This is a genomic window from Streptomyces sp. NBC_00454, from assembly GCF_041434015.1.
GTDB lineage: Bacteria > Actinomycetota > Actinomycetes > Streptomycetales > Streptomycetaceae > Streptomyces.
In genome coordinates, this window is record NZ_CP107907.1 from 7,707,579 (window position 1) to 7,732,754 (window position 25,176).

The window sequence follows — 25,176 nt, forward strand, 5'->3', positions numbered from 1 at the left end:
GCGGGCCGCTCTCGGTGGGCTCGGCTCCGCCTGGACGGTGAGCCAGCGCTCGCCCCCGCCGTCCTCCCCGTCCGGTAGGTCCGGTCGCGGCAGCGGCAGCCGGCCGTGCTCCCCGGCCGCGAGCTGCGGTGTGGGCAGCGCGCCCCGGGCCAGCTCGACCCCGTCGCGGGCCAGCGACCAGGTGAACCGCAGATGGGCAAGGTCCAGTACCTCGTGCACCCGCACCACCAGCACGTTGCGGCCGGGCCGCAACCGCCCGGTCACGTCGAACTCGGCCGGCAGGCGGCTGCCGTAGGTGACGCCCAGCCAGACCCGGGCGCAGGGCAGGTGCGTTTGCGGGAAGCGCTGCCATCGAGGGACGACGACGGAGTGGAGCCAGGATGATCCTGGCTCCACTCCATGGCGCGGGCGTGTCACTAGAACTGTGCGAAGAACCTCCAGATCTCTCCCTTGGTCCAGGTCGTGACGCCGCTCTCGTTGGAGGAGCCGTCGACCGGACCGGGCAAGTGGCCTCCGTCGAAGGCGGCCCATTGGACCGGGTACCCGGCACGGCAGCCCGAGTAGGTGGTGGTGATGTGCGTCCGGCTGCCCGGCGCGGGCTCGCGCGGGTTCTGGGAGGTGCAGCCGTTGTTGCTGACGAACCTGTCGCGCAGGGACCGTCCTTGCGCGATGTTGAGGACGGAGTCGCTGACGCCGTGGATTCCGAAGTAGGCGATGGGCTGGGCGCCGCCGCTGCACCCGCTGATCTCGCCGCCGGAGATGACCGCGACAGCCCTGAAGACGTTGGCCCGGGTGCATGCGAGTGCGTAGCTCATCCCGCCGCCCCAGCTGAAACCGGTGGCGAAACGCTGCGCCGTGTTGACGCAGAGGCCGCCCTCGATCCGCCGGATCATGTCGTCGACGAAGGTGACGTCCTCACCGCCCGGATTGGCCCAGCCGTTGTCGAGGCCCTGGGGGGCGACGAGGATCGCGCTGTTGTTGGATTGTTCCTGTTGGCCGTAGTAGGACCAGGCCTTCCCGCTCGTTCCGCCCGAGGCGACGTCGCCGGCGGTTCCGCCCCGCCAGTGGAACGCGAAGATCAGCCGGTAGGGCTGGCTGTTGGAGTAGTTGTCGGGAACCCTGAGGATGAAGCTGCGGCTCTTGCCGCTGCTCTGGATCGTGTGCGTACCGCTCGCCAGCGTCGGGGCGCTGCCGCATCCGCCGCCGCCGGACGACAGCTTGACCATCTGCCATTGCTGGTTGGCGCCGCCCCAGTCGCTGTACTGGACGACGTTGCCGCCGTCGGCGGTGGAGGCGCCCTGTACCTCGACGGCCTTGTCGCTGTTGCGGTTGATCAGCCGGACGTGGCCCGCGTCGGAGTCGGCCAGCCGGAACTGCTGGTTGGCCCCGTTGCCGTCGGTCCGCTGCGCGATCGCGGCGCCGTCGGCGGTCGAGGAGCCGGCCACGTCGAGAACCTTGCCCGAATGCCGGGCCTTGAGCCGGTAGAAGCCGCTGCCGGAGTCCACGAACTGCCACTGCTGGTTGGCTCCGTCGTTGCGCGTCCACTGACTGACCCGCGCGCCGTCGGCGGTGGACGCGCCATAGACGTCCAGCGCCTTGCCGCTGTTGCGATTGACCAGGACGTACCAGGCATTGCCGTCCACCGTCGCCGCCTCCGCGGGCGCCGGCTTCACCGCGAAGAGCGTGCCGATCGCGAGCGTCGCCGCCACCACGGCGGCCAACCGGGACCACCAGCGGTGCCTTCGTGGAGGGGCGGGGGAAGCCGCACCGTAGGTCTTCATCGGTTCACCCTTTCGCCGTGCCAGGTCGTCAGGTGCGGGTCCAGCGCTGGTTGCTGCCGCCCGAGCAGGAGTAGAGCTGGATCAGGGTGCCGTTGGCGGTGCCGGTTCCGGCCGCGTCCAGGCAGAGGCCGGACTGGACTCCGACGATGGAACCGTCGGAGTTCAGGCGCCACTTCTGGTTGTCGCCGCCCCAGCAGCTGTAGATCTGGACCTTGGTGCCGTTGGCGGTGCCGGCGGCGTCCAGGCACTTGTCGCCGTAGACCTTGAGCTCGCCTGAAGCGGTGTACGACCACTGCTGGTTGGTGCGGTTGTTGCAGTCCCACAGGTTGAGCTGGGTGCCGTCGCTCGTGCTGGCACCGGGCACGTCCAGGCAGCGGCCCGAACCGACGCCCTTGACCTGTCCGGAACCGGGCGTGGGGGTCGGAGTGGGGTTGGAGGAACCGGCGTTGAGTGCGTTGAGCACCGAGGTGTAGGCCGGCTTCTTGTTGCCGTTGCCGTCGAACAGCAGCGGCGATTGCTCCGACCGCCAGGAGTCGGTGTCGCGCACACCCCAGACGGTGATGCCGAGGCAGCGCGGGACGGCCAGGCAGTCGTTGGTCACGTTGGCGTAGGTCGTGGCCGAGGCGCCCTGGATGTCGAGTTCGGTGACGGCCACGTCGACGCCTAGGGCGGCGAAGCTCTGCAGGGTGGTGCGGAAGTTGCTGTTGTACGGGCTGTCGTTGTTGAAGTGGGACTGGAAGCCGACGCAGTCGATCGGCACGCCGCGCTGCTTGAAGTCCCGGACCATGTTGTACATGGCCTGGGTCTTGGCCCAGGTCCAGTTCTCGACGTTGTAGTCGTTGTAGCAGAGCTTGGCGGCCGGGTCGGCGGCGCGCGCGGTGCGGAAGGCGACCTCGATCCAGTCGTTGCCGGTGCGCTGCAGGTTGGAGTCGCGCCGGGCCCCCGAACTGCCGTCGGCGAAGGCCTCGTTCACGACGTCCCACTGGACGATCTTGCCCTTGTAGTGGGCCATCACGCCGTTGATGTGGTTGGTCATCGCCTGGCGCAGCGCGCTGCCGCTGAGGTTTTGCATCCAGCCGGGCTGCTGGGAGTACCAGGCCAGGGTGTGACCGCGTACCTGCTTGCCGTTCTGTACCGCCCAGTTGTAGACGCGGTCACCGGCGGCGAAGTTGAACTGGCCCTGCTGGGGTTCGGTGGCGTCGATCTTCATCTCGTTCTCGGGCGTCACCATGTTGAACTCGCGGCCCGCGATCGTCGTGTACGCCGAGTCGCCCAGCCTGCCCGAGGCGACGGCGGTGCCGAAGTAGCGGCCGCTCTGCGCCGCCGCGCCGCCGAGAGTGCTCTCGGCGGCCTGTGAGGCCAGCGGAGCCACCAGTAGGGCGGCCGAGCCGAGGACGCCGGCGACCAGCGCCGTACGGAGAATTCCGATCTTCCGGCGGACGGTGGATGGGGGAATGGCATTTGAGCCCATGAAAGAGCCTCCAGGAAAGAAATCACGGAAGGATTGGAGCGGGGCAGAGTGAATCCGCGTGAACGACGCCCGCGTCCATTGACAAAAGGACGCTCACCAGTCAGGGCGTAACGATTCAAGGCCGACACCCGGCACTCGGACATAGACGGGGGGTATCGCCTCGGGCCCCAGTCTGGAAACACCGCGGAAACATGTCAATACTTTCGAAAGGGTTTCGAGAATCCCGTGCCTCTGAATAGCCCAATAGCCGCTTTTCATAGAGCGATCCTCATCGAAAATGTTTCGATGAGGATCGCTCTACAGCGGGTATTTCCTACAGTTCGGATCTCCGGTCAGCGCAGGGCCGTGTTGAACTCCAGTGCCGGGTCGGCGTTGCGGACGAGGGACTTGGCCTGCTCCGGCCACCACACGCCGGCCGCGGGATCGACGACGCCGTACTCCGGGTCGATGGTGCCGCCCGGGACGCTGCGGTTGCACTGGCCGTCGGACTGGCCGACGGTCTTGATCCACAGGTAGGCGTCCACGAGCGGGACGCGGGTGTTCGCGGCCGGCCGGGCGCCGATGCCGCGACCGGGAGCGTTGCACCAGGTCTGCGGATCGCCGGTGTACTTGCCCGCGGGCGGGGTCCAGGCGCCCCGGCCGTCGCGGCTGGTGTCCACGACGAGGTGGGTGAGCTCCTGTGCGGGCGGGGTGCCCACGTTCTGCTGGAACCACAGGTCGGTCCAGTGCCAGGTGGACGGGTCGTCCACGTTCACGGAGCTTCCCGGCTGCCCGTCGTTCGGTGCCGCGGGGGAGTAGTACTGGCTCGCGCACCAGTCGGGGTGCCCCTTGGCCCAGTCCGGGCCCTTGGTGGCGAACCACAGGCACTGGGAGACCCAGGTGCCGTAGTGGGTGGACAGATCGGTGGCCAGGTAGTTGGAGACGTTCAGCGAGAAGCCCTGGGTGCGGGTGACACCTGCCTGGAGGAGGCGCCCCGCGGCGTCGCCGACGCTGCGCCAGTGGCTGTTGCCGGCGTCCAGGTAGACGACGCTGTTCGGCTGCCGCTCCAGGGCGTCGATCGCGTGGTTGAGGTCGGCGAAGCGTCCGGCTGTGATCGCGCCGGTGGGGTCGCTTCCGGGCCCGCAGTCGGAGGGGAGGTTGGCCAGCCCGTCCGGTTCGAGGATGACGACGGCCTTGCTGCGGCCGATCCCCCGGGCGAAGGCGCTGATCCAGGCCTGGTACTCGGCGTCCGACTGCGCACCGCCGGAGGAGTACTGGGAGCAATCGCGCAGCGGGATGTCGTAGGCCACCAGGACGGGAACCGTCCGGGTTCGCTCGGCCCGGCGCACCAGGTCCCGTACGCGGGATTCGACCTGCTCCGGAGTGCCGTCGGTGAACCAGGCGGCCTCCGGCCAACTGGCCAGCTTCGCCATGGACTTGGCGCCCTCGAAGTCCCGGTGGAGGAGGTCGGTGACGGCCTGGTGGGCCGCGTCGCTGTCGGGATCGACGTAGAAGCGGGTGTTCGCGGGAAGCGTGTGGGATGCCGGTGCGGAGCTCGCCTCGGCAGAGGCGGGGGCGACGGCGCCGAAGAGCAGCGTGAGCGCGCTCGCTGCCAGGACTAATCGGTGCAGGGGGATGCGCACGGGGTTCCTTCGGTGAGGGAGGGAGGCGGGGCCGGATCAGTAGCCGTAGATCATCTTGTAGGCGACCTCCGGCAGGAACTGTCCGGCCGAGGAGCCGGCCCCCACGCCGCAGTTGCCGTCGGACTCGCCGGGGATCTTGATCCACAGCAGCATCTCGGCACCGCCGCCGCGCTGGGTGGGAGTGCCGATCCGGCGGCCGGCGGGGTTGCACCACTGGCCGTTGGAACCGTTGCCGTTGCGGCTGGTGTCGACGACGAACGGCTTGGTGTAGCCGTAGGAGCTCAGTGCGGAGTTGACCGCGTTGCCGTAGGAGGTGTTCTGGTCGGTGGCGAAGTAGTTGGAGACGTTCAGTACGAAGCCGCGTGCCCCGCTGACCCCGGCGGCGGCGAGCTGCTGCGCCATGGTCGAGGCGCCGATCCAGCCGGGGTTCCCGGCGTCGAGGTAGACCCAGGTGTTGGGTGCCTTGGCATTGAACTGGGCGATCGCGTTCTTCAGCATGGCGTTGCGCTCGGCGATCTGAGCAGCCGTCATGCAGCTCTCGTGGCCGAGCGCGTCGGGTTCGAGGACGACGACGGCCGGGCGGTTGCCGATGCCACTGGCGAAGGCGGCGATCCAGGCGTCGTACGCGGCGCGGCTCCCGGCGCCGCCGCCGGACTGACCGGCGCAGATGTCCCGGTTGGGGATGTTGTACGCGACCAGGACCGGCAACTTGTCGTAGGAGTCCGCGCGGCCGACGTAGGCGCCGGTGGCGCTGCCGATGTCGCCGCTCCAGTTGCCGAACCAGCGGGCCGCCGGGGTGTTGGCGATGGACGTACGGATCGCCGCCGCCCGCCCGTCGCCCGGGTTCGCGTTGGTCCACCGCAGAGCGGAGTTGTCGGGGTCGGTGTAGAAGCCGCTGGTCATGGTGGTCGGGTCGGCGGCGTACGCCGGGCCGGCGTTGATCAGGGCGAGACCGGCGGTCAGGGCGCCGGCCAGCAGGGCGGACGCGGCTCGGACGGACATGCGCATGGTTCTTCCTCCGGTGGGGGATGGGGAAGTGGAAGCGCTTCCAGTTTTGGTGTGGGGTCGGATCGCGCTGATGGGATGATTGGGGCCGTCGCCGGGGTGTGTCAAGTGGTTGAACACGGAAGCATCGTCATGGCTGGTATGGCGTCATTAGTTGGAAGCGCTACCAGATCGAGACCCGGGCGGCATCCGTGTGCAGGTCCGAAGTTGGGGCGGTGATGGAATCATGGCCGCTGTCCGATGTCGCTCGTTCGATGTCGGCGTTCGATGTTCGCCGTCCGCGTGAGCCCGAGGAGCAGTTCTTCCATGGAGCCGTCACCCAAGCGCATGCCGACTCTCGACGAGGTGGCCGCACGCGCCGGCGTGTCGCGCACGGCGGCCTCCCGGGTGATCAACAACGCCCCGCACGTCAGCCGTGCGAAGCGGGAGGCGGTCCAACGGGCGGTGCGCGAGCTGGATTTCGTGCCCAATCCGTCCGCGCAGGCCCTCGCGACCCGCAGGGTCGGAGCGGTGGTGCTGGCGGTCTCCAGCGATGAACCGGGGCTGTTCGCGGACCCGTTCTTCGCGGAGGTCATCGTCGGCGTCAGCGAGGCGCTGGAGCAGACCGAGCTGGAACTGATCCTGCTGCTGGCCAACACCCCGCGCGGCCGGGAGAGGTTCGAGCGGCTGCTGCGCTCCCGCCGGGCCGACGGCGTCATGCTGATGGCGCTTCGGGGCGACGATCCGCTGGGCCGCCTGGGCGAGGAGGTCGATCTCCCCGTCGTCTTCGGCGGACTCCCGCTCATCGGGGAACCCACGTGGTACGTGGACGCCGACAACCGGGGCGGTGCCCGCCTGGCCGCCGAGCACTTCGCGCGCACGGGCCGCCGACGGCCCGTCATGATCACCGGCCAGGTGGACGCCAGGGCCGCGGTCGCGCGGGAACAGGGGTTCACCGACGGTCTGACCCTGTCCGGCCTGCCGCTGCTCGGGGTCGAGCCCGGGCAGTTCACCGAGGAGGGCGGCGCCGAGGCGATGGAGCGACTGCTCCGCGAACACCCCGATCCCGACGCGGTGTTCGCGGCCTCCGACGCGATGGCCATCGGCGCTCTGCGCACCTTGCGGGAACGGGGGCTGCGGGTGCCCGAGGACGTCGCGGTGATCGGCTTCAACGACCTGGCGAGCGCCCGGCACACCAGCCCGCCGCTGACCACCGTCCATCAGCCGGTACGGGCACTGGGGCAGGAGATGGCCAGGATGCTGGTCAGTGCCATCGAAGGACACCGCCCCAGCCCGTTGATCCTCCCGACCCGCCTGACCGTGCGCGAATCGGCCCCCGATCTGCCCGCACCCGCCTGACCGGCGGGCGCTTGCGGCAGGGTCAGATGAATCGCCACAGGTGGTCGTTGGTGCCGTTGTCGTCCCAGAGGACGGTCTGTGCTCCCTGGGCGGTGGAGGCGCCGGAGACGCCGAGGACGCGGCCGCTGTTGGCGCACTGGATCCTGAAGGTGTCGCCGCCGCCGTGGCGCAGGCGCCACCGGTGGTCCGCGGCGCCGTTGTCCGCCCACTGGACGATCCGGGCGCCGTTGGCCGTGCCGCCGTTCTCCACGGCGAGGACCTTGCCGCTGTGGGAGTTGCGCAGGCGCAGGTGACCGCCGGTGTCGACGACGGCCGTCCAGAGATGGTCGGCGGTGCCGTTGTCGTCCCACTGGATGGCGAGGCCGCCGTCGGCGGTGGACATGTCCTGCACACCGAGGACCCGCCCGCTGGCGACGTTCTGGATGCGCCTGGCGCCGTCGGGGACGAACTGCCACTGGCCGGCGGGGGCGCCGGTGTCGGGCACCTGTACGGCCGCGGCGCCGTTGGCGGTGGAGCCGCCTTCGATGCCGAGCAGCTTGCCGGTGTGGACGTTGCGAAGCTTGTGGTAGCCGTTGCCGGCGTCTACGACGGTCCACCGGTGGTCGGCGGTGCCGGTGTCGGACCACTGGAGGACCGGGGCGTTGTCGGCGGTGGACATGTCCTTCACGCCGAGGACCTTTCCGCTGTTGAGGTTGCGCAGCCGCAGTGCGGTGCCGTCGACGAGGAGGAGCCAGTCGTGGTCGGCGGTGCCGGAGTCGGTCCACTGCAGGGCGGGGCCCCCGTCGGCGGTGGACATGTCCCGGATGCCGAGGACGAGTCCGCTGGCCGCGTTCACGAGACGGAAGCCGGGGCTGTCGGTCCGCCAGTAGACGGTGTAGTTGAAGCCCTGGGCGTCGTGGAACGGGCCGAGTTCGACCTTCGTTCCGTTGGCGGTGGCCGCGAACGCGAGGGCGGTGCTGCTGGTCCGGGTGATCGAGGAGGGGTCCAGGGCCGGGAGGGAGGACAGGGTGGTGCTGCCGTAGTTGCCGGCGAGGACGGCGGGGCCGTAGGTGATCGCCGCGACACCGGGGTTGTCGTTGGAGGCCTGGAGGGCCACGCGCATGGGGAGTTTCACGGTGACGGTGTCGCCGGAGGCCCAGGCCCGGGTGAGCGTGGCGTAGGTGCCCGGACTGGCCGTGACGCTCTGGGCGACGCCGTTGACGCTGACGGTGGCGCCCGAGGTCCATCCGGGGATGCGGATGCGCATCGACCAGGTCCCGCCGGCGCCGCCGGTGACCTTGAGCGTCGTGGTGTCGTCTGCCGGATAGGAGGTGGTCTGGGTGACGGTGATGCCTCGCTGGGTCCAGTTCAGGACGGAGGGGAGGAACAGGTTCACGGTGAGGGTGGTGCTGCCGTCGTGGAAGTAGACGGAGTCCATCAGCTTGGTGTTGGACTCGACGCCCGTTCCCTGGCAGCACCAGAACGTGTCGTAGTCGGTGCTCCAGGTGCCGCCGCCCCACGCCGGGCCCTTGCCGCGGCGGCCGCCCGGGTTGAGGGGGGTGAAGTAGGTGACGTGCCCGTGCGGGTCGGCCGGGTTCTGGGCGCCGATGACGTGGTTGAGCAGCGCCTTCTCGTAGAAGTCGAAGTACGACGCCCGGCCGGGGTCCAGCTGCCACAGTTCTCGGGTCAGCTTGAGCATGTTGTAGGAGTTGCAGAGCTCGCAGGTGTCGGGGACGAGGAAGCCGGAGATGGCGTTCGGGGCCCGGAAGTGTTCCGCCTGGCTGTTACCGCCGATGGCGTAGGTGTGCGAGGTGGTGCAGATCGTCCACGCGTTGGCGGCGATGTCGCGGTAACGGGTCGTCCCGGTGGCCTTGTACTCGCGGACGGCCCCGATCCACTTGGGTACCTGTGTGTTGGCGTGCAGACCGTTCAGTTGGTCCAGGTTCGCGGCGAGGGGGTCGAAGACCGCCGCATGGTCGAAGCGCTGGGCGGTGGTCAGCCAGCGTGCGTCGCCGGTCTGTTGGTGGAGGTCGGCCAGCACCTCGTTCATGCCGCCGAACTCGACGCCCAACAACGACTGCATCTTGCTCTGGCTGAGCGCGGCGGTGCGCCGGTCGACCCAGCCGGCGAGCGCGAGGAGCACGTCGCGGGCCTGCGTGTTGCCGATGAGGCGCCATACGTCGAGCAGGCCGGCCATGGTCTTGTGGACGCAGTAGTACGGGACGTTGCCGTTGGTCAGCGTGCCTGCTTCGAGGCTGGTGAAGTCGGCCTCGGGGAAGCCCGACAGGTAGCCGGCGGAGAAGCCCGCGGTGGAGTTGTTGGCCTGGCACTTGGCGAGTTCGGCCACCATGCGGTCGGCCTTGTCGCGGCAGGTGGTGTCCCCGACCGCGGCGTAGGCCTGTGCCCATGCCGTGAGGAAGTGGCCCTGCACGTGGGTGCGGAAGGGGAACGCCGGGTCGTCCCATCCTCCGGTCGGGGTCGCGGCGTTGGTGGAGAGCCGGTGGTTGGCGCGGAAGTTGTACAGCAGGCGGTCGACGTCGATGAAGCGGAGATAGGCCAGGGTGCGGTTCTGATTGTCGAGCCAGCGGCTGCTGGTGAGCTGGACCTGACCCAGGTCGAACGGGAACGCCGACACTCCGACGTCGGATCCGACCGGGGGCGTCTGCGCCGTGGCGGAGACGGTGTTCAGTACGGGGCCGACAGCCGCGGCTACGGCCGCGACGCCGGTCGCCTTGATCATGGCGCGGCGGCTGAAGGGGGGAACCGGCATGGCGAACTCCATGGTCCGTGAGAGATAAGGACGCCGCTCACAAGGGCTGTTGGGCTTCAACCGGCGGCTGCGAGGTCGGTGGGGGCGGCCGCCTGCTGCGCATGAGTGTTAGCGCTCACAATTGACGTGTCAATACTTTCGACGGGCGGCGCCGACAAGGCCGGCCCGCGCACCGCGCACCGCGCGCAGCTGCTCCGGGCGACCGATCCGCTCCGGTGGCGTGCAACGCGCCACCTACACCGCGGTCAAATGCGGTCGGCTGGGCGGGAGGTGAGGTGCGAGCCGGCAGGTGGCGGACGCGGACCGCCACCTGGCCGCGGCAGCAGCGACGTCAGGGCCTGCCCGGCGGTTCCTGCGGGCTCGGGATCGGGCTCGGGTACGTGATGTCGAACCACGCGAAGTGGGCTTGGTTGGTGGAGGGGCGGCCGTTGGAGGTGGCATAGAGGCCGAGCTGGATGCTGGTGAACAGCGGAGTGAGGAAGGTGGCTTCGACGGTGGTCAGGTCCTGCCAGGCGCCGTCCGGTGCCGAGTGGGCGAAGGTGTGGCTGAAGCCGCGGATGCGGACCCCAAGGCGAACGGGGCCCGGGGGGACGGGCACGTCGGCCAGGACCTCGGCTCCGCGGCGGAGGCTGAGTCCTTCCGCGGTGCGGAGGAAGAGGAGATGGGTGTCGTCGTCGAGGACTACGGCGAGGCCCGCCTCTTCGCCCGGCGCGGCGGGGGCGAAGTGCAGTTCGGTGGAGACGTCGCAGTCGGGCTGTTCCTGGGGTCGGGCCAGGAGGGACGGGGTGGTGCGGTCGCCGAGGCGTTCGGGTCGGAGCTGGAGGCGGAGCCCGTCGCCGGTGGTCCAGAACCGCTCGGGCGGTGTGCGCAGGCTGCTCCAGTCCGGGGAGAGCGTGGCGAAGTCGTCGTGGACGGGGCGGCGTGGGTCGGTGTGGGCGACGGGGGAGAAGACCGGCCAGCCCGCGTCCCAGGTGATCCGGCTGAGGAAGGTCTCGCGGCCGAGGGCGGAGCCGCGGCGGACGCCCAGGAGGACGGCCCGCCAGTCGCGGTTCGGGGTCTGTACGAGGTCGGCGTGCCCGGTGCAGGTGACCGGGCCCTTGGCGGGCGGGAGCACCGGATTGCCGGGGGCGCCCTCGTAGGGGCCGGTCACGCGGTCGGCGCGGGCGGCCACCACGCTGTGGTCCACATCGGTGCCGCCCTCGGCGGTGACCAGTAGATAGGTGCCGCCGGTCTTGTACAGGTGCGGGGCTTCCGACCATCGGGCGCCGGGGTGGGTTCCCGACCACAGGACGTACTCGGGGCCGGTCAGCCGTCGTTCCCGGGGAAGGTATTCGCGCATCCAGATCTCGGTGCGGCCCGCGGCTACGTCCACGACTCGTGCGGCGGTGAACCAGGCCCGGCCGTCGCCGTTGGCGTTGCCGTTGCCGTTGCCGTTGCCGTTGCCGTTGCCGTTGCCGTCCCCGTGCCCATCGTCGTCGTCCGGCCCGTCGTCGAAGAACAGCGACGGGTCGAAGCCCTCGCCCTCCAGCCAGTGCGGCTCCGACCACGGCCCCGCCGGGTCGGTCGCGGTGACGACGAAATGGCCGGGGCCGTCCATCAGCGTGCAGACGAGGTGGAAGACCCCGTCATGGTGCCGGATCGTCGGCGCGAACAGGCCCCGGGAGGGCTCGCACCCGTCGAGGTCGAGCTGGGACGGCCGGTCGAGCGCGGAGCCGATGCGCCGCCAGTTCATGAGGTCGCGGCTGTGGAAGACGGGAAGGCCCGGGAACCATTCGAAGCTGGACGTCACCAGGTAGTAGTCCGTTCCCACCCGGCAGACGGACGGATCGGGCCGGAACCCGGGCAGCACGGGCTCACCGAAGACGGGATCATCGAAGAACGCGGTCATGAAACCGGCACGATCTCGACCGGCACGGACAGCACCCGGTCGGCCGCCGGGTGACGTACGGGACCCTCCAGGGTGAAGGAGCCCTGGAGCGGAAGATCGCCGCTGGACCGTCCGACGGCCACGCCGATCTCCCCGGGCTCCACTCTTCTGCGCAGGTCGAGCCCGGTGAAGGAGGTCCGGTCGGCATGGACGGAGAAGGTGATCCGGGCGGCCGCGCCCGGCCCCAGTTCGACCCTGGCGAATCCGGCGAGCCACCGCTGCGGCCGGACGACGGAGGCCACGGGGTCGGAGAGGTACAGCTGGACCACCTCGGTCCCGGCCACCTCGCCGACGTTGCGTACGGTGACCGACACGGCGACGGCGCCGTCCGTCGCGGCGACCGGATCCACGGAGAGCTCCGAGCAGGTGAAGGTGGTCCAGCTCAGCCCGTGTCCGAACGGGAACAGCGGGGTGGGGTCCACCGAGCTCCAGTCGGTGTGCCCGCCGAGCCTGCCGTGCAGGTAGGTGCCGGGCTGGCCGCCGACCTGGCGGGGGATGGAGACGGGCAGCCGCCCGGACGGTTCCGCGGCGCCGCTGATGATCCGGGCCAGCGCCGTCCCGCCCTCCTCGCCGGGGAAGAAGGCCTGCACCACGGCCGATGCGTGCTCGGCCAGCGTGCCGAGCGCGTAGGGCCGTCCGGAGACGAGGACCAGGACGGTCGGCACCCCGGAGTCCAGAACGGTGGAGGCGAGTGCGGCCTGGTCGCCGGGCAGGTCGAGGGTTTCGGCGTCGCAGCCCTCTCCGGAGGTGCCCCGGCCGAACATGCCGGCCCGGTCCCCGAGCACCAGCAGGTTCACGTCCGGATCGTCCGCGGTGACCGTGAACCCGGCGGCGGTGAGCGCCTCGCCGAGCGTCGGGATCTCCAGCCCGAGGTCGCCTGGCAGCGCGACGTGGTTGGGGAAGGAGTAGCAGCCGAGGAAGGACTGGGGGTCGTCGGCGTAAGGCCCGCTGATCGCGACCCGGCACGGCCGCAGCGGCAGGATGCCGTCGTTGGCGAGCAGCACGGTGGACCTTTCGGCCAGGAGCCTGGCCAGTGCCCGGTTCTCCGGCGGGTCGAGGTCGACCGGCTCGGGCTTGACGGGCTCCCAGCCGGGGTCGAGCAGGCCGAGCTCGGCCTTCTGGAGCAGGACCCGTTCCGCGGCCCGGTCGATGAGCTCCTCGGACACGGTTCCCGCCCGCACGAGCTCGGTCAGCGGCTCGCCGTAGCACCGGGCCGTGGGCAGTTCGACGTCGATCCCGGCGGTCAGCGCCAGCGCGCCGGCCGCGCCCCGCGATCCGGTGACCCCGTGCCGGGTCTCCAGGAAGGAGACGGCGTAGTAGTCGGCGACGACCACACCGCTGAAACCCAGCTCACCCCTGAGCAGCTCGGTCAGCAGCCGCTCGTCGGCGGCCACCGGGACGCCGTCCACGTCGGTGTAACTGTTCATCACCGACCGGGCTCCCCCCTCGCGCAGTGCCCGTACGAAGGGCTCGACCAGTACGTCGGCGAACTCGCGCGGTCCCGAGGCGACGGGGGCCATGTTCCGGCCGCCGCGCGAGGCCGAGTACCCGGCGAAGTGCTTGAGGGTCGCCACGATCCCGGCGCCCTCCAGGCCCTGCACATAGGCGGTGCCGATCGCTCCGACGAGATAGGGGTCCTCACCGATGCACTCCTCGGTCCTGCCCCACCGGTAGTCGCGGACCACGTCGAGCACCGGGGCCAGCCCCTGGTGGACGCCGACCCGCCGCATCCCCGCGCCGATGGCGGCGGCCATCTGGCGCACTAGCCCGGGATCGAAGGAGGCGCCCCAGGCCAGCGGCCCGGGGAAGACCGTCGCCCCGAACGTCATGAACCCGGTCAGGCACTCTTCGTGAGCGACCGCCGGTATCCCGAACCGGCCGGATCCGGTCACCTGCCGCTGGAGCGAGGCGAGCCGTTCCATCCCGGCCTCCGCGGTGATGGGCGCGGTGCCGTACACCCGGGTGAGCTGGCCGAGGCCGTGGGCGACGATGTCGTCGAGGCCGGGCGCGGACTCCCCGGAATCGTCCTCCATCGGCGCGACGGGTGCGCCCGGATCCGAGGGCAGCGCCCAGAAGCCGGCGAGCTGACCCGCCTTCTCCTCCAGCGTCATCCGTTTCAGCAGATCGGCGACTCGTAGGGGCACGGGCAGGAGGGGGTCACGCCAGGGCTCGGTCAAGGAAGACTCCTAGTGCTGTGGCCGGGAAGGTTTGCCGGGGCGCGGTGTTCGGTGCGATGGAAAGGTGCCGTGCCGGGCGCCGCGACCCGGTGGACCTTTCCGGTTACGGCGCTAGGAACGGGGCGGGGCGGTGGAGAGGCGGACCTTGAGCTCGGTCGAGAGCTCCATCCGGGGGCTGACCAGGGGCTGGCCGTCCAGGAGCTGGAAGAGCGTGCGGGCGGCGAGCCGGCCCATCTCCTCCAGCGGCTGGCGCACCGTCGTCAGCGGCGGGGACAGCCAGTCGCACATCGGCAGGTCGTCGAAGCCGACCACGCTGAGGTCCTGCGGGATGCTCAGTCCGCTCTGGCGGGCGGCTTCGTAGACGCCCATCGCCTGCTGGTCGCTGCCGGCGAAGATGGCGGTCGGCGGCTCGGGGAGGGCGAGCAGTTCCCGGGCGCGCTGGAACCCGCCCTCGTGCTGGAAGTCGCCGAACCGGATCAGGCCGCGGTCGACCTCGATCCCGGCCCGCTCCAGCGCGGCGCGGTACCCGTCGATGCGGGCCTGGCTGCAGAGCATCTCCTTGCGCCCGCCGATCGCGGCGATCCGGCGGTGCCCCAGCTCCAGCAGGTGTTCCGTGGCGGCGAGGCCGCCCGCCCAGTTGGTCGCGCCGATGCTCGGCACACCGTTGCCCGGCAGGTCGATCGGGTCGATGACGACGAGTGCCACCCCAGCCTGTTCGACCTGGGCGCGCTGGGCCTGGGTGACCGAGGCGGTGACGAGGATGACGCCGTCGCTGTGGTGCAGGACCGGCAGCGCCGCCCAGCTCGAAGGCGTGGCCTCGCCCGGCGGGACGAGCGACACGACGGTGCCGACGCTCCGCTGGGCGCACTCGGCTTCGACGCCGCGCAGTATTTCCACTGCCCAGGCGCTGTCCAGCCCGCCGATGATCAGGTCGACCAGGCCGGACCTGCGGGCCCTGGCCTGCGCGCCGGGGTGGAGGTAGTTGTGGGAGCGCAGCAGGCCCTCGATCCGTTCGCGTGTCGCGGGTGCGACGTCGGAGCGGCCGTTGACCACCTTGGACACGGTGGCCTGTGAGACCCCCGCCTCAGCGGCGATGACGGCCAGGGTCGGGCGCTGCTCGCTCAACTTCTCTCCTCCGCGCGGACGCCTTGAGGACGCCTTGAGTTAGCGACAGGTATCGCAAACTTTCGAAGAGTTTCCGGTCGGCGTGACCTGGTTGTCAAGCCATAAGTGGGCTACTGCGGACGGAAATTCGGTGAGAAGGCTTGACCGGGGGGCTTCACGTTCCTAGTTTGTGGCAGCACGAATTCGAGAATGTTACGAAACATTTTCGAACTGAACCGGCATTCACCACCCCGGAGGTCCCATGGCCAGCACACCCCCGAGTCGACGAAGCTTCCTCGCGCTCTCGGGCCTGACCGCACTGTCCGTCTCGCTCACCGCGGCCTGCGGCGGCGGGGGCTCCGGCTCGGGGTCGGCGGCCGACGGCAAGGTGACCTTCGCGTGGTGGAACATCGCCACGACGGAACCGGGCAAGTCCCTGTTCCCGCAGATCTCCTCGGCGTTCACGACCGCTCACCCGAACATCACGATCAACACGACCTCGTTGGAGAACGAGGCCTTCAAGTCCAAGCTGACGGCCAACACTTCGTCGGGCAAGCTCCCCGACGTCTTCCAGACCTGGGGCGGCGGCGTTCTGCGGCAGCAGATCGACGCGGGGCTGGTCGAGGACCTCACCGAGGAGTTCGGGTGGTCGTCCGACCTCACCCCGGTCTCGCTGCAGGCCTATCAGTTCGAGGGCCGGACCTACGGGGTGCCCTACGACGTCGGCATGGTCGGTTTCTGGTACAACAAAAAGCTCTTCGCCCAGGCCGGGATCACCGCTCCGCCGGCCACCTGGGCCGAGTTCCTCGAAGACGTCAAGAAGCTCAAGGCGGCGGGCGTCACTCCGATCGCCCTCGCGGGAAAGGAGAAATGGCCGGGCCACTACTACTGGGCCTACCTCGCGATGCGCGTCGCTGGCCTCCCCGCGCTGCAGCAGGCCGCGACCACCAAGGACTTCACTGGCGCCGGCTTCGTCCAGGCGGGCACCCACCTCAAGGAGCTGGTCGACCTCCAGCCGTTCCAGACGGGCTTCCTCGGCGCCGGCTACTCCGCCCCCGGCGGCCAGGCCGCGACCATGGGCAACGGCAAGGCCGCCATGGAGCTGATGGGGCAGTGGGCGCCGTCGGTGCAGAAGGACGCGGGCGCGGACCTCGGAGCGGACCTGGGCTTCTTCCCCTTCCCGACGGTCGACGGCGGTGTCGGCCAGGCCACCGAGGTGTTCGGCGGTGGCGGCGGCTTCGCGCTGCGCAAGGGCGCCCCGAAGGAGGCGCTGGACTTCCTGAAGTTCTTCGTGCTGGAGAACGAGTCCAAGCTGCTGGCCTCCAACGGCTACCTGCCGGTGGTCAAGGGCGCGGAGAGCCAGCTCACCGAGCCCAACAGAAAGGTGGTGGCCGACAGCCTGGTCAAGGCGACGGGCTTCCAGCTCTTCCTCGACCAGGCCTACCCGCCCGCGGTCGGCCAGGAGGTCAACGACAGCGTCGCCGACCTCATCGCGGGCAAGAAGACGCCCGAGCAGGTCACCAAGTCGATCACCGAGGCTGCGAAGGGTGCCTAGCTCCGTGTCCACCCTGACCGAGGAGCGGACGAAGGACGCCGTGCCGGCGCTCCCGCCAGCCCCGGCACGGTCGCTCCTGCGCGGGTTGGGAAGCTGGGCGTCGGTCGCCTGGTTCCTCGTCCCGGCTCTGGTCCTCTTCCTCGTCTTCGTCCTCGCCCCGATCGTCGTCGCCGTCTACACCGGCTTCTTCAAGTGGGGCGGGATCGGCCCCCTGGACGACTTCATCGGCTTCGGGAACTACGCCGCGCTCTTCCGCGATCAGGTCTTCCTCGGCGATCTGAAGCGCGGGCTGTACCTGATCGCCCTGTCGATCACGGTGCAGTTGCCCTTCGCGCTGTTCACCGCGGTCCTGCTCAACCAGCGGCTGCGCGGCCGGGCCGTCTACCGGATGCTGTTCTTCGCGCCGTACATCCTGTCCGAGGTGGTCACGGCGGTCCTCTTCACGATGATCTTCCTTCCCGGTGCCGGCATGGCGGACCATCTCGCCGGCGCCCTCGGCCTGGAGGGGCTGCAGGGGAAGTGGCTCGCCGATCCCTCGACGGTAATGTCGACCCTGTTCGTGGTCATGACCTGGAAGTACTTCGGCTTCCACATGATGCTCTTCCTCGCCGGACTGCAGAGCATTCCGGGCGAGGTCCTCGAAGCCGCCTCCATCGACGGCGCGGGCGCATGGCAGCGCTTCCGGCACGTGACGCTGCCGCTGCTCGGCCCGACGATCCGGATCAGCGCCTTCCTTTCGATCATCGGGGCCATCCAGCTCTTCGACCTGGTCTGGGTCATGACCGCGGGCGGGCCCAACCACTCCTCCGAGACGATGGCGATCTCGATGTTCCAGTTCGGGTTCAAGCGCTACCAGGTCGGCTATGCCAGTGCGATCAGCGTGGTGATGTTCATGATCAGCCTGGTCTTCTCCCTCTTCTACCAGCGCTACGTGCTCCGCCGTGACCTGAGCGGGGCCGTCACCTCGGGAGGTGGCCGATGAACGCACGCAGGACGGCACGCGGCCTGTCGCTGCACGCCGTGGTCTGGCTGATCGGCGCGTTCGTCGTCGTGCCGCTGGTCTACGCGGTGATCTCCGGGTTCAAGAGCACCGGCGAGCTGACGACCAACCCGTTCGGGCTGCCCGAACACTGGAAGACCGGCAACTACACCGGCATCCTCGGTGACGGAATGTTCTGGCGGCAGATCGCCAACAGCGCGGGCATCGCGATCGGCACGACGTGCTGCACGGTGGCGGCTTCCGCGATGGCGGCGTTCGTACTGGCCCGCTACGCCTTCCGGGGCAGGGAGCTCTTCTACACGCTGTTCACGATCGGGCTCATGTTCCCGTTCGCAGTGGCCGTCCTGCCCTTGTTCCTGCTGCTGCGCAACTTCGACCTGCTCGACAACCCGCTGGGAGTGATCCTCCCGCAGGCGGCCTTCGGGCTCCCCATGACGATCATCATCCTGCGCGGCTTCTTCCGGACCATCCCGGCGGAGGTCGAGGAGGCGGCGATCATGGACGGCTGCGGCAAGTTCCGGTTCTTCTGGAAGATCCTGCTGCCGATGGCGCGTCCGGCGCTCGGCACGGTGTCGGTGCTGGCGATCGTCGCGAGCTGGAACAACTTCTTCCTGCCGCTGCTGGTGTTCAACGACCCGAAATGGCAGACGATCCCGGTCGGAGTCCAGCAGTTCCAGGGCCAGTACTCGACCGACTACGCGCTCGTCCTCGCCTACATCGTGCTCGCCATGGTCCCCGCCCTCGCGTTCTACGCCGTCGCCGAGCGGCAGTTGATCGGCGGCCTCACGGCGGGCGCCACCAAGGGCTGACCCGTCCCGCGCGACCTCCACCCCCGAGGAGACATTGTGAAGCGTCTGATCGCACTGGCAGTCCCACTTTTGTTAGCGTTAACATCACAGGCCGTGGCCGCCCCCGCCCCCGCCCCCGAGCGAAGCGGCAGCGCCATCGACTTCCGCACGGCGCTCCAGCCCATAGACGGATTCGGCTTTTCGATGGCCTTCCAGCGGGCCGACCTGCTCCACGGCGCGCGCGGCCTCAGCCCGGCCAAGCAGCGCGAAGTGCTCGACCTGCTGCTCAGCAAGGACAAGGGCGCGGGCCTTTCGATCCTGCGCCTGGGCATCGGGTCGTCGACCGACAAGGTCTACGACCACATGCCGACGATCCTGCCGGCCGATCCCGGCGGGCCGGACGCCACGCCGAAGTACGTCTGGGACGGCTGGGACGGCGGCCAGGTCTGGCTCGCCAAGGAGGCCAAGTCCTACGGCGTCAAACGGTTCTACGCCGACGCCTGGAGCGCCCCGGCCTTCATGAAGACCAACGGGAGCGAGAACAACGGCGGCGAGCTGCGGCCCGAATGGCGTCAGGCCTACGCGAACTACCTCGTGCAGTACGCGAAGTTCTACCGCCAGGAAGGCATCGGGATCACCGACCTGGGATTCACCAACGAACCCGACTGGACGGCGACCTACGCCTCGATGCGGTTCACCCCGCAGCAGGCCGTCGACTTCCTCAAGGTGCTCGGGCCGACCGTCCGCGCATCCGGACTGAAGACCGGGCTGGTCTGCTGCGACGCCGCGGGCTGGGACCGTCAGGTCGCCTACACCGAGGCCATCGAGGCGGACCCCGCCGCCGCCAAGTCCGTGCGGACCGTCACCGGCCACCGCTACAGCGGTCCCACCGGGGTCCCGCAGCCGACCGACAAGCCCGTGTGGATGTCGGAATGGTCTCCGGACGGCGCCACCTGGAACGAGAACTGGGACGACGGCACCGGCTACGACGGTCTCGCTGTCGCCGCCGACATCCAGAACACCCTGACCGTCGGCAACGCCAGCGCCTACGTCTACTGGACCGGCGCGTCCCTCGGCGCGACCCGGGGACTCATCCAGCTCGCCAACCCCGGTGACGACTACCGGGTGTCCAAGCGGTACTGGGCCCTGGCCGCCTTCAGCCGCTTCATCCGCCCCGGCGCCGTCCGCGTGCCGGTCACGAACGCCGACCCGGCACTGCAGATCACGGCCTTCCGCAACACCGACGGCAGCCGCGTGATCGAAATCCTCAACACCGCGACCACCGAAAGCTCCGCCGAGTTCTCCCTTCGCGGCGGCCACGACCGGCACCCCGACGGCTACGTCACCGACGGGACCCGTTCGATCACCCCGGCCGACATCGTGTCCACACACGGCACGGCCCTCACGGCGACGCTCGCCCCGCGCGCGCTGACCACGATCGTCCTCGACTGAACCGCCCGCACCCCGAGGAGTAACCCGCCATGTCCCTTCACCTGTCCGCTCCCGTGTCCCGGATCCTCACCGCCCTGTCCGCCGCCGTCTGCCTTTCGGCCGGCCTCGCCGCTGCGCCGGCGGCCGCCGAGCCCCGTCCCAGGACGCTCGGCGAACTGGCCGCGAAGCACCACAAGTACTTCGGCTCCGCCACCGACAACCCCGAGTTCACCGACGCCGCCTACCTGAAGCTCCTCGGCAGCGAATTCGGCCAGACCACCCCCGGCAACGCCATGAAGTGGTACGCCACCGAGCCCGAGCGCGGAGTCTTCGACTTCACCGACGCCGACAAGGTCGTCTCGTTCGCCAAGGCCCACCACCAGAAGGTCCGCGGCCACACCCTCATCTGGCACAACCAGCTCCCCGCCTGGCTCACCGAGGGCACCTGGAGCGCCGACGAGCTGCGCGCCATCCTCAAGAACCACATCCAGACGGAGGTCCGGCACTTCAAGGGCCAGGTGATCCAGTGGGACGTGGTCAACGAGGCCTTCAACGATGACGGCACCTACCGCGAATCGCTCTTCTACAAGACGCTCGGCCCCGGCTACATCGCCGACGCCCTGCGCTGGGCCCACGAGGCCGACCGGCACGCCAAGCTGTACCTCAACGACTACAACGTCGACGGCATAGGCCCCAAGAGCGACGCCTACTACACCCTGATCAAGCAGTTGAAGGCCGACGGGGTCCCGGTGGAGGGCTTCGGCATCCAGGGCCACCTGGCGCTCCAGTACGGCTTCCCCGGCGACGTCCAGCAGAACATGCAGCGCTTCGCCGACCTCGGGGTCGACGTCGCGGTCACCGAGCTCGACATCCGGATGGCCCTCCCCGCGACCCCGGAAAAGCTCGCCACCCAGGCCACCTGGTACGCCGACTACGTCAAGGCCTGCCTGGCGGTCAAGAAGTGCGTCGGCGTCACCATCTGGGACTACACGGACAAGTACTCGTGGATCCCCTCCGTCTTCCCCGGCGAGGGCGCAGCGCTGCCGTACGACGAGAACCTGCTTCCCAAGCCCGCCTACCACTCGATCAAGGAGGTGCTGGGCGGATGATCAGGACGGCGATCGTCGGAACCGGCGGGATCGCGGGCATCTGCCACGTTCCGGCCCTCCGCGCGCAGGCGCACCGGGCCCGGATCGTGGCAGCCGTCGACGTGGACGCCGCGCGCGCCGAGGAGTTCGCGGCCGAACACGGCATCCCCGCGGTCTACACCGACCTGCACACGATGCTCGAGGAGCAGAGTCCGGACGTGGTGCACCTGTGCACGCCTCCGTTCCTGCACGCCGAACAGGCCGTGGCCTGCCTGGAGTCGCAGGCGTGGGTGTGGTGCGAGAAGCCGGTGGCCCTGTCGCTGGCCGAGCTCGACCGGATCCGCCGCGCCGAAGGGCCCGCCCGCGCGGGCGCGGTGTTCCAGCACAGGTTCGGCTCGGGGGCCCGGTACCTGCGCGAGCGGATCGCGGCCGGGACCCTGGGCCGTCCGCTCGTCGCGCAGTGCGTCACGGCGTGGCACCGCGACGACGCCTACTACGACGTGCCCTGGCGCGGCACCTGGGAGAAGGAGGGCGGTGGCCCGACCCTGGGGCACGGCATCCACCAGATGGACCTGATGCTCGCAGTGCTGGGCGAATGGAGCGAGGTACGCGCGATGGCCGGCCGCCTCGCGCGCGAAGTCCAGACCGAGGACGTGTCCGCGGCCCTGGTCCGGTTCGACAACGGAGCCATCGCGACGGCTCTCAACAGCGTCCTTTCCCCACGCGAGGAGAGTTACCTGCGCTTCGACCTCACCGACGCCACGGTAGAGCTGCGGCACCTGTACGGCTACTCCAACGCGGACTGGACCTTCACCACGAGGTCGCCGGACGTGAAGTGGGAGCCGCCGGACGACGTGCCCAGCTCGCACACCGCCCAACTCGCGGCCTTCCTGGACGACTACGAGGCGGGGACCCGGCCCGACCTCGGCAGGCCCACCATGGAACTGGTCACCGCCTTGTACAAGGCCGCGATCACCGGCCGGCCGGTCCGGCGCGGAGAGATCGACGCGGCCGACCCGTTCTACGGCTCGCTCAACGGAGGGCGCCCGGGGGTGTTCCGGTGACGTTCGAATTCCTCGAGAACGAGGACTCGCTGACCGTCCGGGCTCGCGACATCGACCTCTTCCGGTACGTGCACCGGCCGGTCATGGACCCCTTCGAGGCCCCGAAGCCCTACCTGCATCCGGTGCGCACGCTCGCCGGCGACGTGGTCACCGGGTACCGGCCGCACGACCACCGGTGGCACAAGGGCATCCAGATCACGGCGTCGTGGCTGTCGGGACAGAACTTCTGGGGCGGCGGCACCTACCTGCGCGGCCAGGGCTACGTGGACCTGCCGAACCTCGGCACGATGCGCAGCCTCACCGTGTCCGCCGAAACGGGCCACGGCCGCGCCGTGATCACCGAAGCCCTGGCCTGGCACACGATGGCGGGGGAGCACTGGATCGACGAGCGCCGCACGCTGACCGCACACGACGTCGGGGCCGACTTCTGGACCCTGGACGTCACCACCTCGCTGACCAACGTCCGCGACAGCGGTCTGATGTTCGGCAGCCCCGGCACCCAGGGCAGAGAGCTCGCCGGATACTCCGGCCTGTTCTGGCGCGGCCCGCGCGAGTTCACCGGCGGCAAAGTGATCGGCCCCGCGATGGGCGAGCAGGGCGACTGGCTGGCCTTCATGGGCGCGCACGACGAGGTCGACCGCTCCTCCACGCTGCTGTTCCTGGACGATCCCGACGCCCCCGGCCACTGGTTCGTCCGCAGTGAGCCCATCCCCGCCGTCAACCCGTCCCTGGCCTTCGACAAGGAACTGCCACTGGCCCCCGGCGACACCCTGTCGCGCCGCTACCGGATCGTCGTGGCCGACGGCGCATGGACCCCCGGGCGCCTGTCCCGCCACATCGCGGAACACCCGTGGTGACCCCGCTCCCCGGGGGCGTGGGGATATCCGGATTGACCGTCTACGACTGGGAGGCCGCCGACGGGCTGTGCGGCGGCACGCCCCACATGCACCTCGTCTGCTCCGAGGCCTACGTCGTCATCGACGGCGCGGGCAGCGTTCAGACCCTCACCACCTCCGGTTTCGACGAGACCCCGCTGCACCCCGGCGACGTCGTCTGGTTCACCCCCGGCACGATCCACCGCCTCGTCAACGACGGCGGCCTGCGCCTCGTGGTGCTCATGCAGAACGGCGGACTCCCCGAGGCGGGCGACGCCGTCTTCACCTTCCCCGCTCCCGTGCTGGCCGATCCCCACGCCTACCGCAGGGCGGCCGGCCTGAGCGGCGACCGTTCCGCGGCAGCGCGCCGCCGCCGCGACCTGGCGCTGGAGGGTTTCCTGGCCTTGCGCGAAGGCGGGCTGCGGGAGTTCCACATCGCGGCCCACCGCCTGAAGAGCGAGCTCCTGGACGCCTGGCGGATCCGCTGGCGTGACGGCGCCCTCGCCGCGGCCGTCACGACCGGCCGTCAGCTGGAACGGCTGAAGGCCGGAGACCTCTCCCACCTCGACCACGGCGAAGTGTCACGGCTGGAGTGCCCGGAGCACCAACGCTTCGGCATGTGCGGCCGACTCCACACCTATCCCGTCCCCGACCCCTCGACGCGTCCGCCCCGCGGTCCGTCGGGGTCACCCCGCCCCCACCCCCCGAAGGAGCCCTTCTGATGTGGTCCCGCCATCCATCCCCGGTCCACCTGAGACGACGCCTGCTCGCCGTCCTCACGCCCTTGCTGCTCCTGGTCACCTTCCTCGGCGTGCAGCCCGCTGGCGCGGCGACGGCCGTCGACCCCAACGCCTCGTACGTGCTGGTCAACCGCAATAGCGGCAAGGCCCTGGACGTCTACAACCTGGCGACGAATGACGGCGCCCGCATCACCCAGTGGACCCGGAACGATCAGAATCAGCAGCAGTGGCAGTTCATCGACTCGGGCGACGGCTACTACCGCATCAAGTCCCGACACTCCGGCAAGGTGCTGGACGTCCAGAACAAGTCCACGGCCAACGGCGCCTCGATCGTCCAGTGGGCCGACGCGAACGGCACGAATCAGCAGTGGCGGCTGGCCGACAGCTCGGACGGCTACGTGAGGTTGATCGCGCGACACAGCAACAAGGCCCTGGAAGTACAAGGCGGCTCCACCGCCGACAACGCGAACATCGTCCAGTACGACGACTGGGGCGGCACCAACCAGCAGTGGCAGCTCGTCCGGGTCGGCGCCGGCAACCCCGGCGGCCCGTGCGATCTTCCGTCGGCGTACCGCTGGACGTCCACGGGCCCGCTGGCGCAGCCCAAGCCCGGATGGGCCTCGCTCAAGGATTTCACCGTCGCCCCCTACAACGGCAAGCAGCTCGTCTACGCGACGACCCACGACACGGGGAAGAACTGGGGCTCGATGAACTTCAGCCCGTTCACCAACTGGTCGGAGATGGCCTCGGCCGGTCAGAACGCGATGTCGACGTCCACCGTCGCGCCCACGCTCTTCTACTTCGCGCCGAAGAACATCTGGGTGCTCACCTACCAGTGGGGTGGCGGAAGCGCCTTCTCCTACCGGACGTCGAGCGACCCCACCAACCCCAACGGCTGGTCGTCGCAACAGGTGCTCTTCTCCGGAAGCATCGCCGGCTCCGGAACAGGACCGATCGACCAGACCCTCATCGGTGACAGCACGAACATGTACCTGTTCTTCGCCGGTGACAACGGCAAGATCTACCGGGCCAGCATGCCGATCGGGAACTTCCCGGGCAGTTTCGGCTCGAACTCGACCGTGATCATGAGCGATACGACGAACAACCTGTTCGAAGCCGTTCAGGTCTACAAGCTCCAGGGCCAGGACCGCTACCTCATGATCGTCGAGGCGGACGGCTCGCAGGGCCGCTACTTCCGCTCGTTCACGGCCACCAGTCTGAACGGCTCGTGGACGCCCCAGGCCGCGAGCGAGAGCAACCCCTTCGCCGGCAAGGCCAACAGCGGCGCCACCTGGACCAACGACATCAGCCACGGCGAACTGATCCGCACCAGCGCCGATCAGACCTTCACCGTCGATCCCTGCAACCTGCGGTTCCTCTACCAGGGACGCGACCCCAACGTCGGGGGTGACTACGGCCTGTGGCCCTACCGACCGGGCCTGCTGACACTGCAGCGCTGAC

18 protein-coding genes and 1 pseudogene are annotated in these 25,176 nt (G+C 69.6%); 10 read left to right on the plus strand and 9 right to left on the minus strand.

Going from position 1 to position 25,176, the window contains the following annotated elements; translation table 11 throughout:
* Window positions 1-39 precede the first annotated feature (39 nt).
* The 5 genes and pseudogenes from OHU74_RS35140 to OHU74_RS35160 all read right to left on the minus strand — a co-directional run.
* Window positions 40-531, minus strand: a pseudogene (locus OHU74_RS35140) (beta-galactosidase domain 4-containing protein); the annotation flags it as partial.
* The gene (locus OHU74_RS35145) at window positions 417-1,712 is read right to left on the minus strand and encodes an RICIN domain-containing protein (RefSeq protein WP_371619526.1); all 1,296 of its coding nucleotides are present in this window, start codon (window positions 1,710-1,712) and stop codon (window positions 417-419) included. The gene OHU74_RS35145 and the pseudogene OHU74_RS35140, both read right to left, overlap by 115 nt.
* A 97-nt stretch (window positions 1,713-1,809) precedes the next feature.
* Window positions 1,810-3,252, minus strand: coding sequence for an endo-1,4-beta-xylanase (locus tag OHU74_RS35150; protein WP_371614123.1), 1,443 nt, complete (start codon window positions 3,250-3,252; stop codon window positions 1,810-1,812).
* 332 nt (window positions 3,253-3,584) lie between these two features.
* Window positions 3,585-4,874, minus strand: coding sequence for a glycoside hydrolase family 6 protein (locus OHU74_RS35155; protein ID WP_371614122.1), 1,290 nt, complete (start codon window positions 4,872-4,874; stop codon window positions 3,585-3,587).
* A 36-nt stretch (window positions 4,875-4,910) separates the two neighbouring features.
* A complete protein-coding gene (locus OHU74_RS35160; protein WP_371614121.1) occupies window positions 4,911-5,882 on the minus strand; it encodes a glycoside hydrolase family 6 protein in 972 nt (323 codons plus the stop codon).
* A 303-nt stretch (window positions 5,883-6,185) separates the two neighbouring features.
* Here OHU74_RS35160 and OHU74_RS35165 point away from each other — a divergent pair, with 303 nt between their 5' ends.
* Window positions 6,186-7,217, plus strand: coding sequence for a LacI family DNA-binding transcriptional regulator (locus OHU74_RS35165; RefSeq protein WP_330300569.1), 1,032 nt, complete (start codon window positions 6,186-6,188; stop codon window positions 7,215-7,217).
* 22 nt (window positions 7,218-7,239) lie between these two features.
* Here the strand turns inward: OHU74_RS35165 and OHU74_RS35170 are convergent, their stop codons facing one another.
* The 4 genes from OHU74_RS35170 to OHU74_RS35185 all read right to left on the minus strand — a co-directional run bounded on the left by OHU74_RS35170 (window position 7,240) and on the right by OHU74_RS35185 (window position 15,195).
* Complete coding sequence (locus OHU74_RS35170) at window positions 7,240-9,966, minus strand: beta-L-arabinofuranosidase domain-containing protein (RefSeq protein ID WP_371614120.1); 2,727 nt, start codon at window positions 9,964-9,966, stop codon at window positions 7,240-7,242.
* Window positions 9,967-10,297: 331 nt separating this feature from the next.
* Window positions 10,298-11,854 carry a glycoside hydrolase family 43 protein gene (locus OHU74_RS35175; protein ID WP_371614119.1) on the minus strand — a complete coding sequence of 519 codons (1,557 nt, stop codon included), beginning with the start codon at window positions 11,852-11,854 and terminating at the stop codon, window positions 10,298-10,300.
* The gene (locus OHU74_RS35180; RefSeq protein WP_371614118.1) at window positions 11,851-14,070 is read right to left on the minus strand and encodes a glycoside hydrolase family 3 N-terminal domain-containing protein; all 2,220 of its coding nucleotides are present in this window, start codon (window positions 14,068-14,070) and stop codon (window positions 11,851-11,853) included. Before OHU74_RS35180 ends, OHU74_RS35175 begins: the two co-directional genes overlap by 4 nt.
* 111 nt (window positions 14,071-14,181) lie before the next feature.
* Window positions 14,182-15,195, minus strand: a complete 1,014-nt coding sequence (locus OHU74_RS35185; protein ID WP_371614117.1) for a LacI family DNA-binding transcriptional regulator — start codon at window positions 15,193-15,195, stop codon at window positions 14,182-14,184.
* 241 nt (window positions 15,196-15,436) lie between these two features.
* Between OHU74_RS35185 and OHU74_RS35190 the strand changes: the two genes are divergently transcribed.
* The 9 genes from OHU74_RS35190 to OHU74_RS35230 all read left to right on the plus strand — a co-directional run bounded on the left by OHU74_RS35190 (window position 15,437) and on the right by OHU74_RS35230 (window position 25,175).
* Window positions 15,437-16,729, plus strand: coding sequence for an extracellular solute-binding protein (locus OHU74_RS35190; RefSeq protein ID WP_371614116.1), 1,293 nt, complete (start codon window positions 15,437-15,439; stop codon window positions 16,727-16,729).
* On the plus strand, window positions 16,722-17,711 hold the full coding sequence (locus tag OHU74_RS35195) for a carbohydrate ABC transporter permease (RefSeq protein WP_371614115.1): 990 nt from the start codon (window positions 16,722-16,724) through the stop codon (window positions 17,709-17,711). The genes OHU74_RS35190 and OHU74_RS35195 overlap by 8 nt, the downstream gene beginning before the upstream one ends.
* Entirely contained in the window at window positions 17,708-18,538 is an 831-nt protein-coding gene (locus OHU74_RS35200; protein WP_330300575.1) for a carbohydrate ABC transporter permease, read from the plus strand. The genes OHU74_RS35195 and OHU74_RS35200 overlap by 4 nt, the downstream gene beginning before the upstream one ends.
* A gap of 93 nt (window positions 18,539-18,631) precedes the next feature.
* Window positions 18,632-19,969 (plus strand): glycoside hydrolase, encoded by a 1,338-nt coding sequence (locus tag OHU74_RS35205; protein ID WP_371614114.1) that lies wholly within the window; start codon window positions 18,632-18,634, stop codon window positions 19,967-19,969.
* Between the two features lie 29 nt (window positions 19,970-19,998).
* Window positions 19,999-21,057: an endo-1,4-beta-xylanase gene (locus tag OHU74_RS35210; protein WP_371614113.1), complete on the plus strand. Its 1,059-nt coding sequence runs from the start codon at window positions 19,999-20,001 to the stop codon at window positions 21,055-21,057.
* The gene (locus tag OHU74_RS35215; RefSeq protein WP_371614112.1) at window positions 21,054-22,100 is read left to right on the plus strand and encodes a Gfo/Idh/MocA family protein; all 1,047 of its coding nucleotides are present in this window, start codon (window positions 21,054-21,056) and stop codon (window positions 22,098-22,100) included. The genes OHU74_RS35210 and OHU74_RS35215 overlap by 4 nt, the downstream gene beginning before the upstream one ends.
* Window positions 22,097-22,957, plus strand: coding sequence for a PmoA family protein (locus OHU74_RS35220; RefSeq protein WP_371614111.1), 861 nt, complete (start codon window positions 22,097-22,099; stop codon window positions 22,955-22,957). The genes OHU74_RS35215 and OHU74_RS35220 overlap by 4 nt, the downstream gene beginning before the upstream one ends.
* Window positions 22,909-23,697: a cupin domain-containing protein gene (locus tag OHU74_RS35225; protein ID WP_371614110.1), complete on the plus strand. Its 789-nt coding sequence runs from the start codon at window positions 22,909-22,911 to the stop codon at window positions 23,695-23,697. Before OHU74_RS35220 ends, OHU74_RS35225 begins: the two co-directional genes overlap by 49 nt.
* Complete coding sequence (locus OHU74_RS35230; protein ID WP_371614109.1) at window positions 23,697-25,175, plus strand: non-reducing end alpha-L-arabinofuranosidase family hydrolase; 1,479 nt, start codon at window positions 23,697-23,699, stop codon at window positions 25,173-25,175. Before OHU74_RS35225 ends, OHU74_RS35230 begins: the two co-directional genes overlap by 1 nt.
* Window position 25,176 lies beyond the last annotated feature (1 nt).

What these genes read in the sequence shown, in the direction of transcription:
- OHU74_RS35165 (WP_330300569.1), top strand. Translation starts at nt 6,186, where the DNA reads ATGGAGCCGTCACCCAAGCGCATGCCGACTCTCGACGAGGTGGCCGCA.
- OHU74_RS35225 (WP_371614110.1), top strand. Translation starts at nt 22,909, where the DNA reads ATGGACCCCCGGGCGCCTGTCCCGCCACATCGCGGAACACCCGTGGTG.
- OHU74_RS35210 (WP_371614113.1), top strand. Translation starts at nt 19,999, where the DNA reads ATGTCCCTTCACCTGTCCGCTCCCGTGTCCCGGATCCTCACCGCCCTG.
- OHU74_RS35175 (WP_371614119.1), bottom strand. Translation starts at nt 11,854, where the DNA reads ATGACCGCGTTCTTCGATGATCCCGTCTTCGGTGAGCCCGTGCTGCCC.
- OHU74_RS35215 (WP_371614112.1), top strand. Translation starts at nt 21,054, where the DNA reads ATGATCAGGACGGCGATCGTCGGAACCGGCGGGATCGCGGGCATCTGC.
- OHU74_RS35200 (WP_330300575.1), top strand. Translation starts at nt 17,708, where the DNA reads ATGAACGCACGCAGGACGGCACGCGGCCTGTCGCTGCACGCCGTGGTC.
- OHU74_RS35170 (WP_371614120.1), bottom strand. Translation starts at nt 9,966, where the DNA reads ATGCCGGTTCCCCCCTTCAGCCGCCGCGCCATGATCAAGGCGACCGGC.
- OHU74_RS35190 (WP_371614116.1), top strand. Translation starts at nt 15,437, where the DNA reads ATGGCCAGCACACCCCCGAGTCGACGAAGCTTCCTCGCGCTCTCGGGC.
- OHU74_RS35150 (WP_371614123.1), bottom strand. Translation starts at nt 3,252, where the DNA reads ATGGGCTCAAATGCCATTCCCCCATCCACCGTCCGCCGGAAGATCGGA.
- OHU74_RS35230 (WP_371614109.1), top strand. Translation starts at nt 23,697, where the DNA reads ATGTGGTCCCGCCATCCATCCCCGGTCCACCTGAGACGACGCCTGCTC.
- OHU74_RS35160 (WP_371614121.1), bottom strand. Translation starts at nt 5,882, where the DNA reads ATGCGCATGTCCGTCCGAGCCGCGTCCGCCCTGCTGGCCGGCGCCCTG.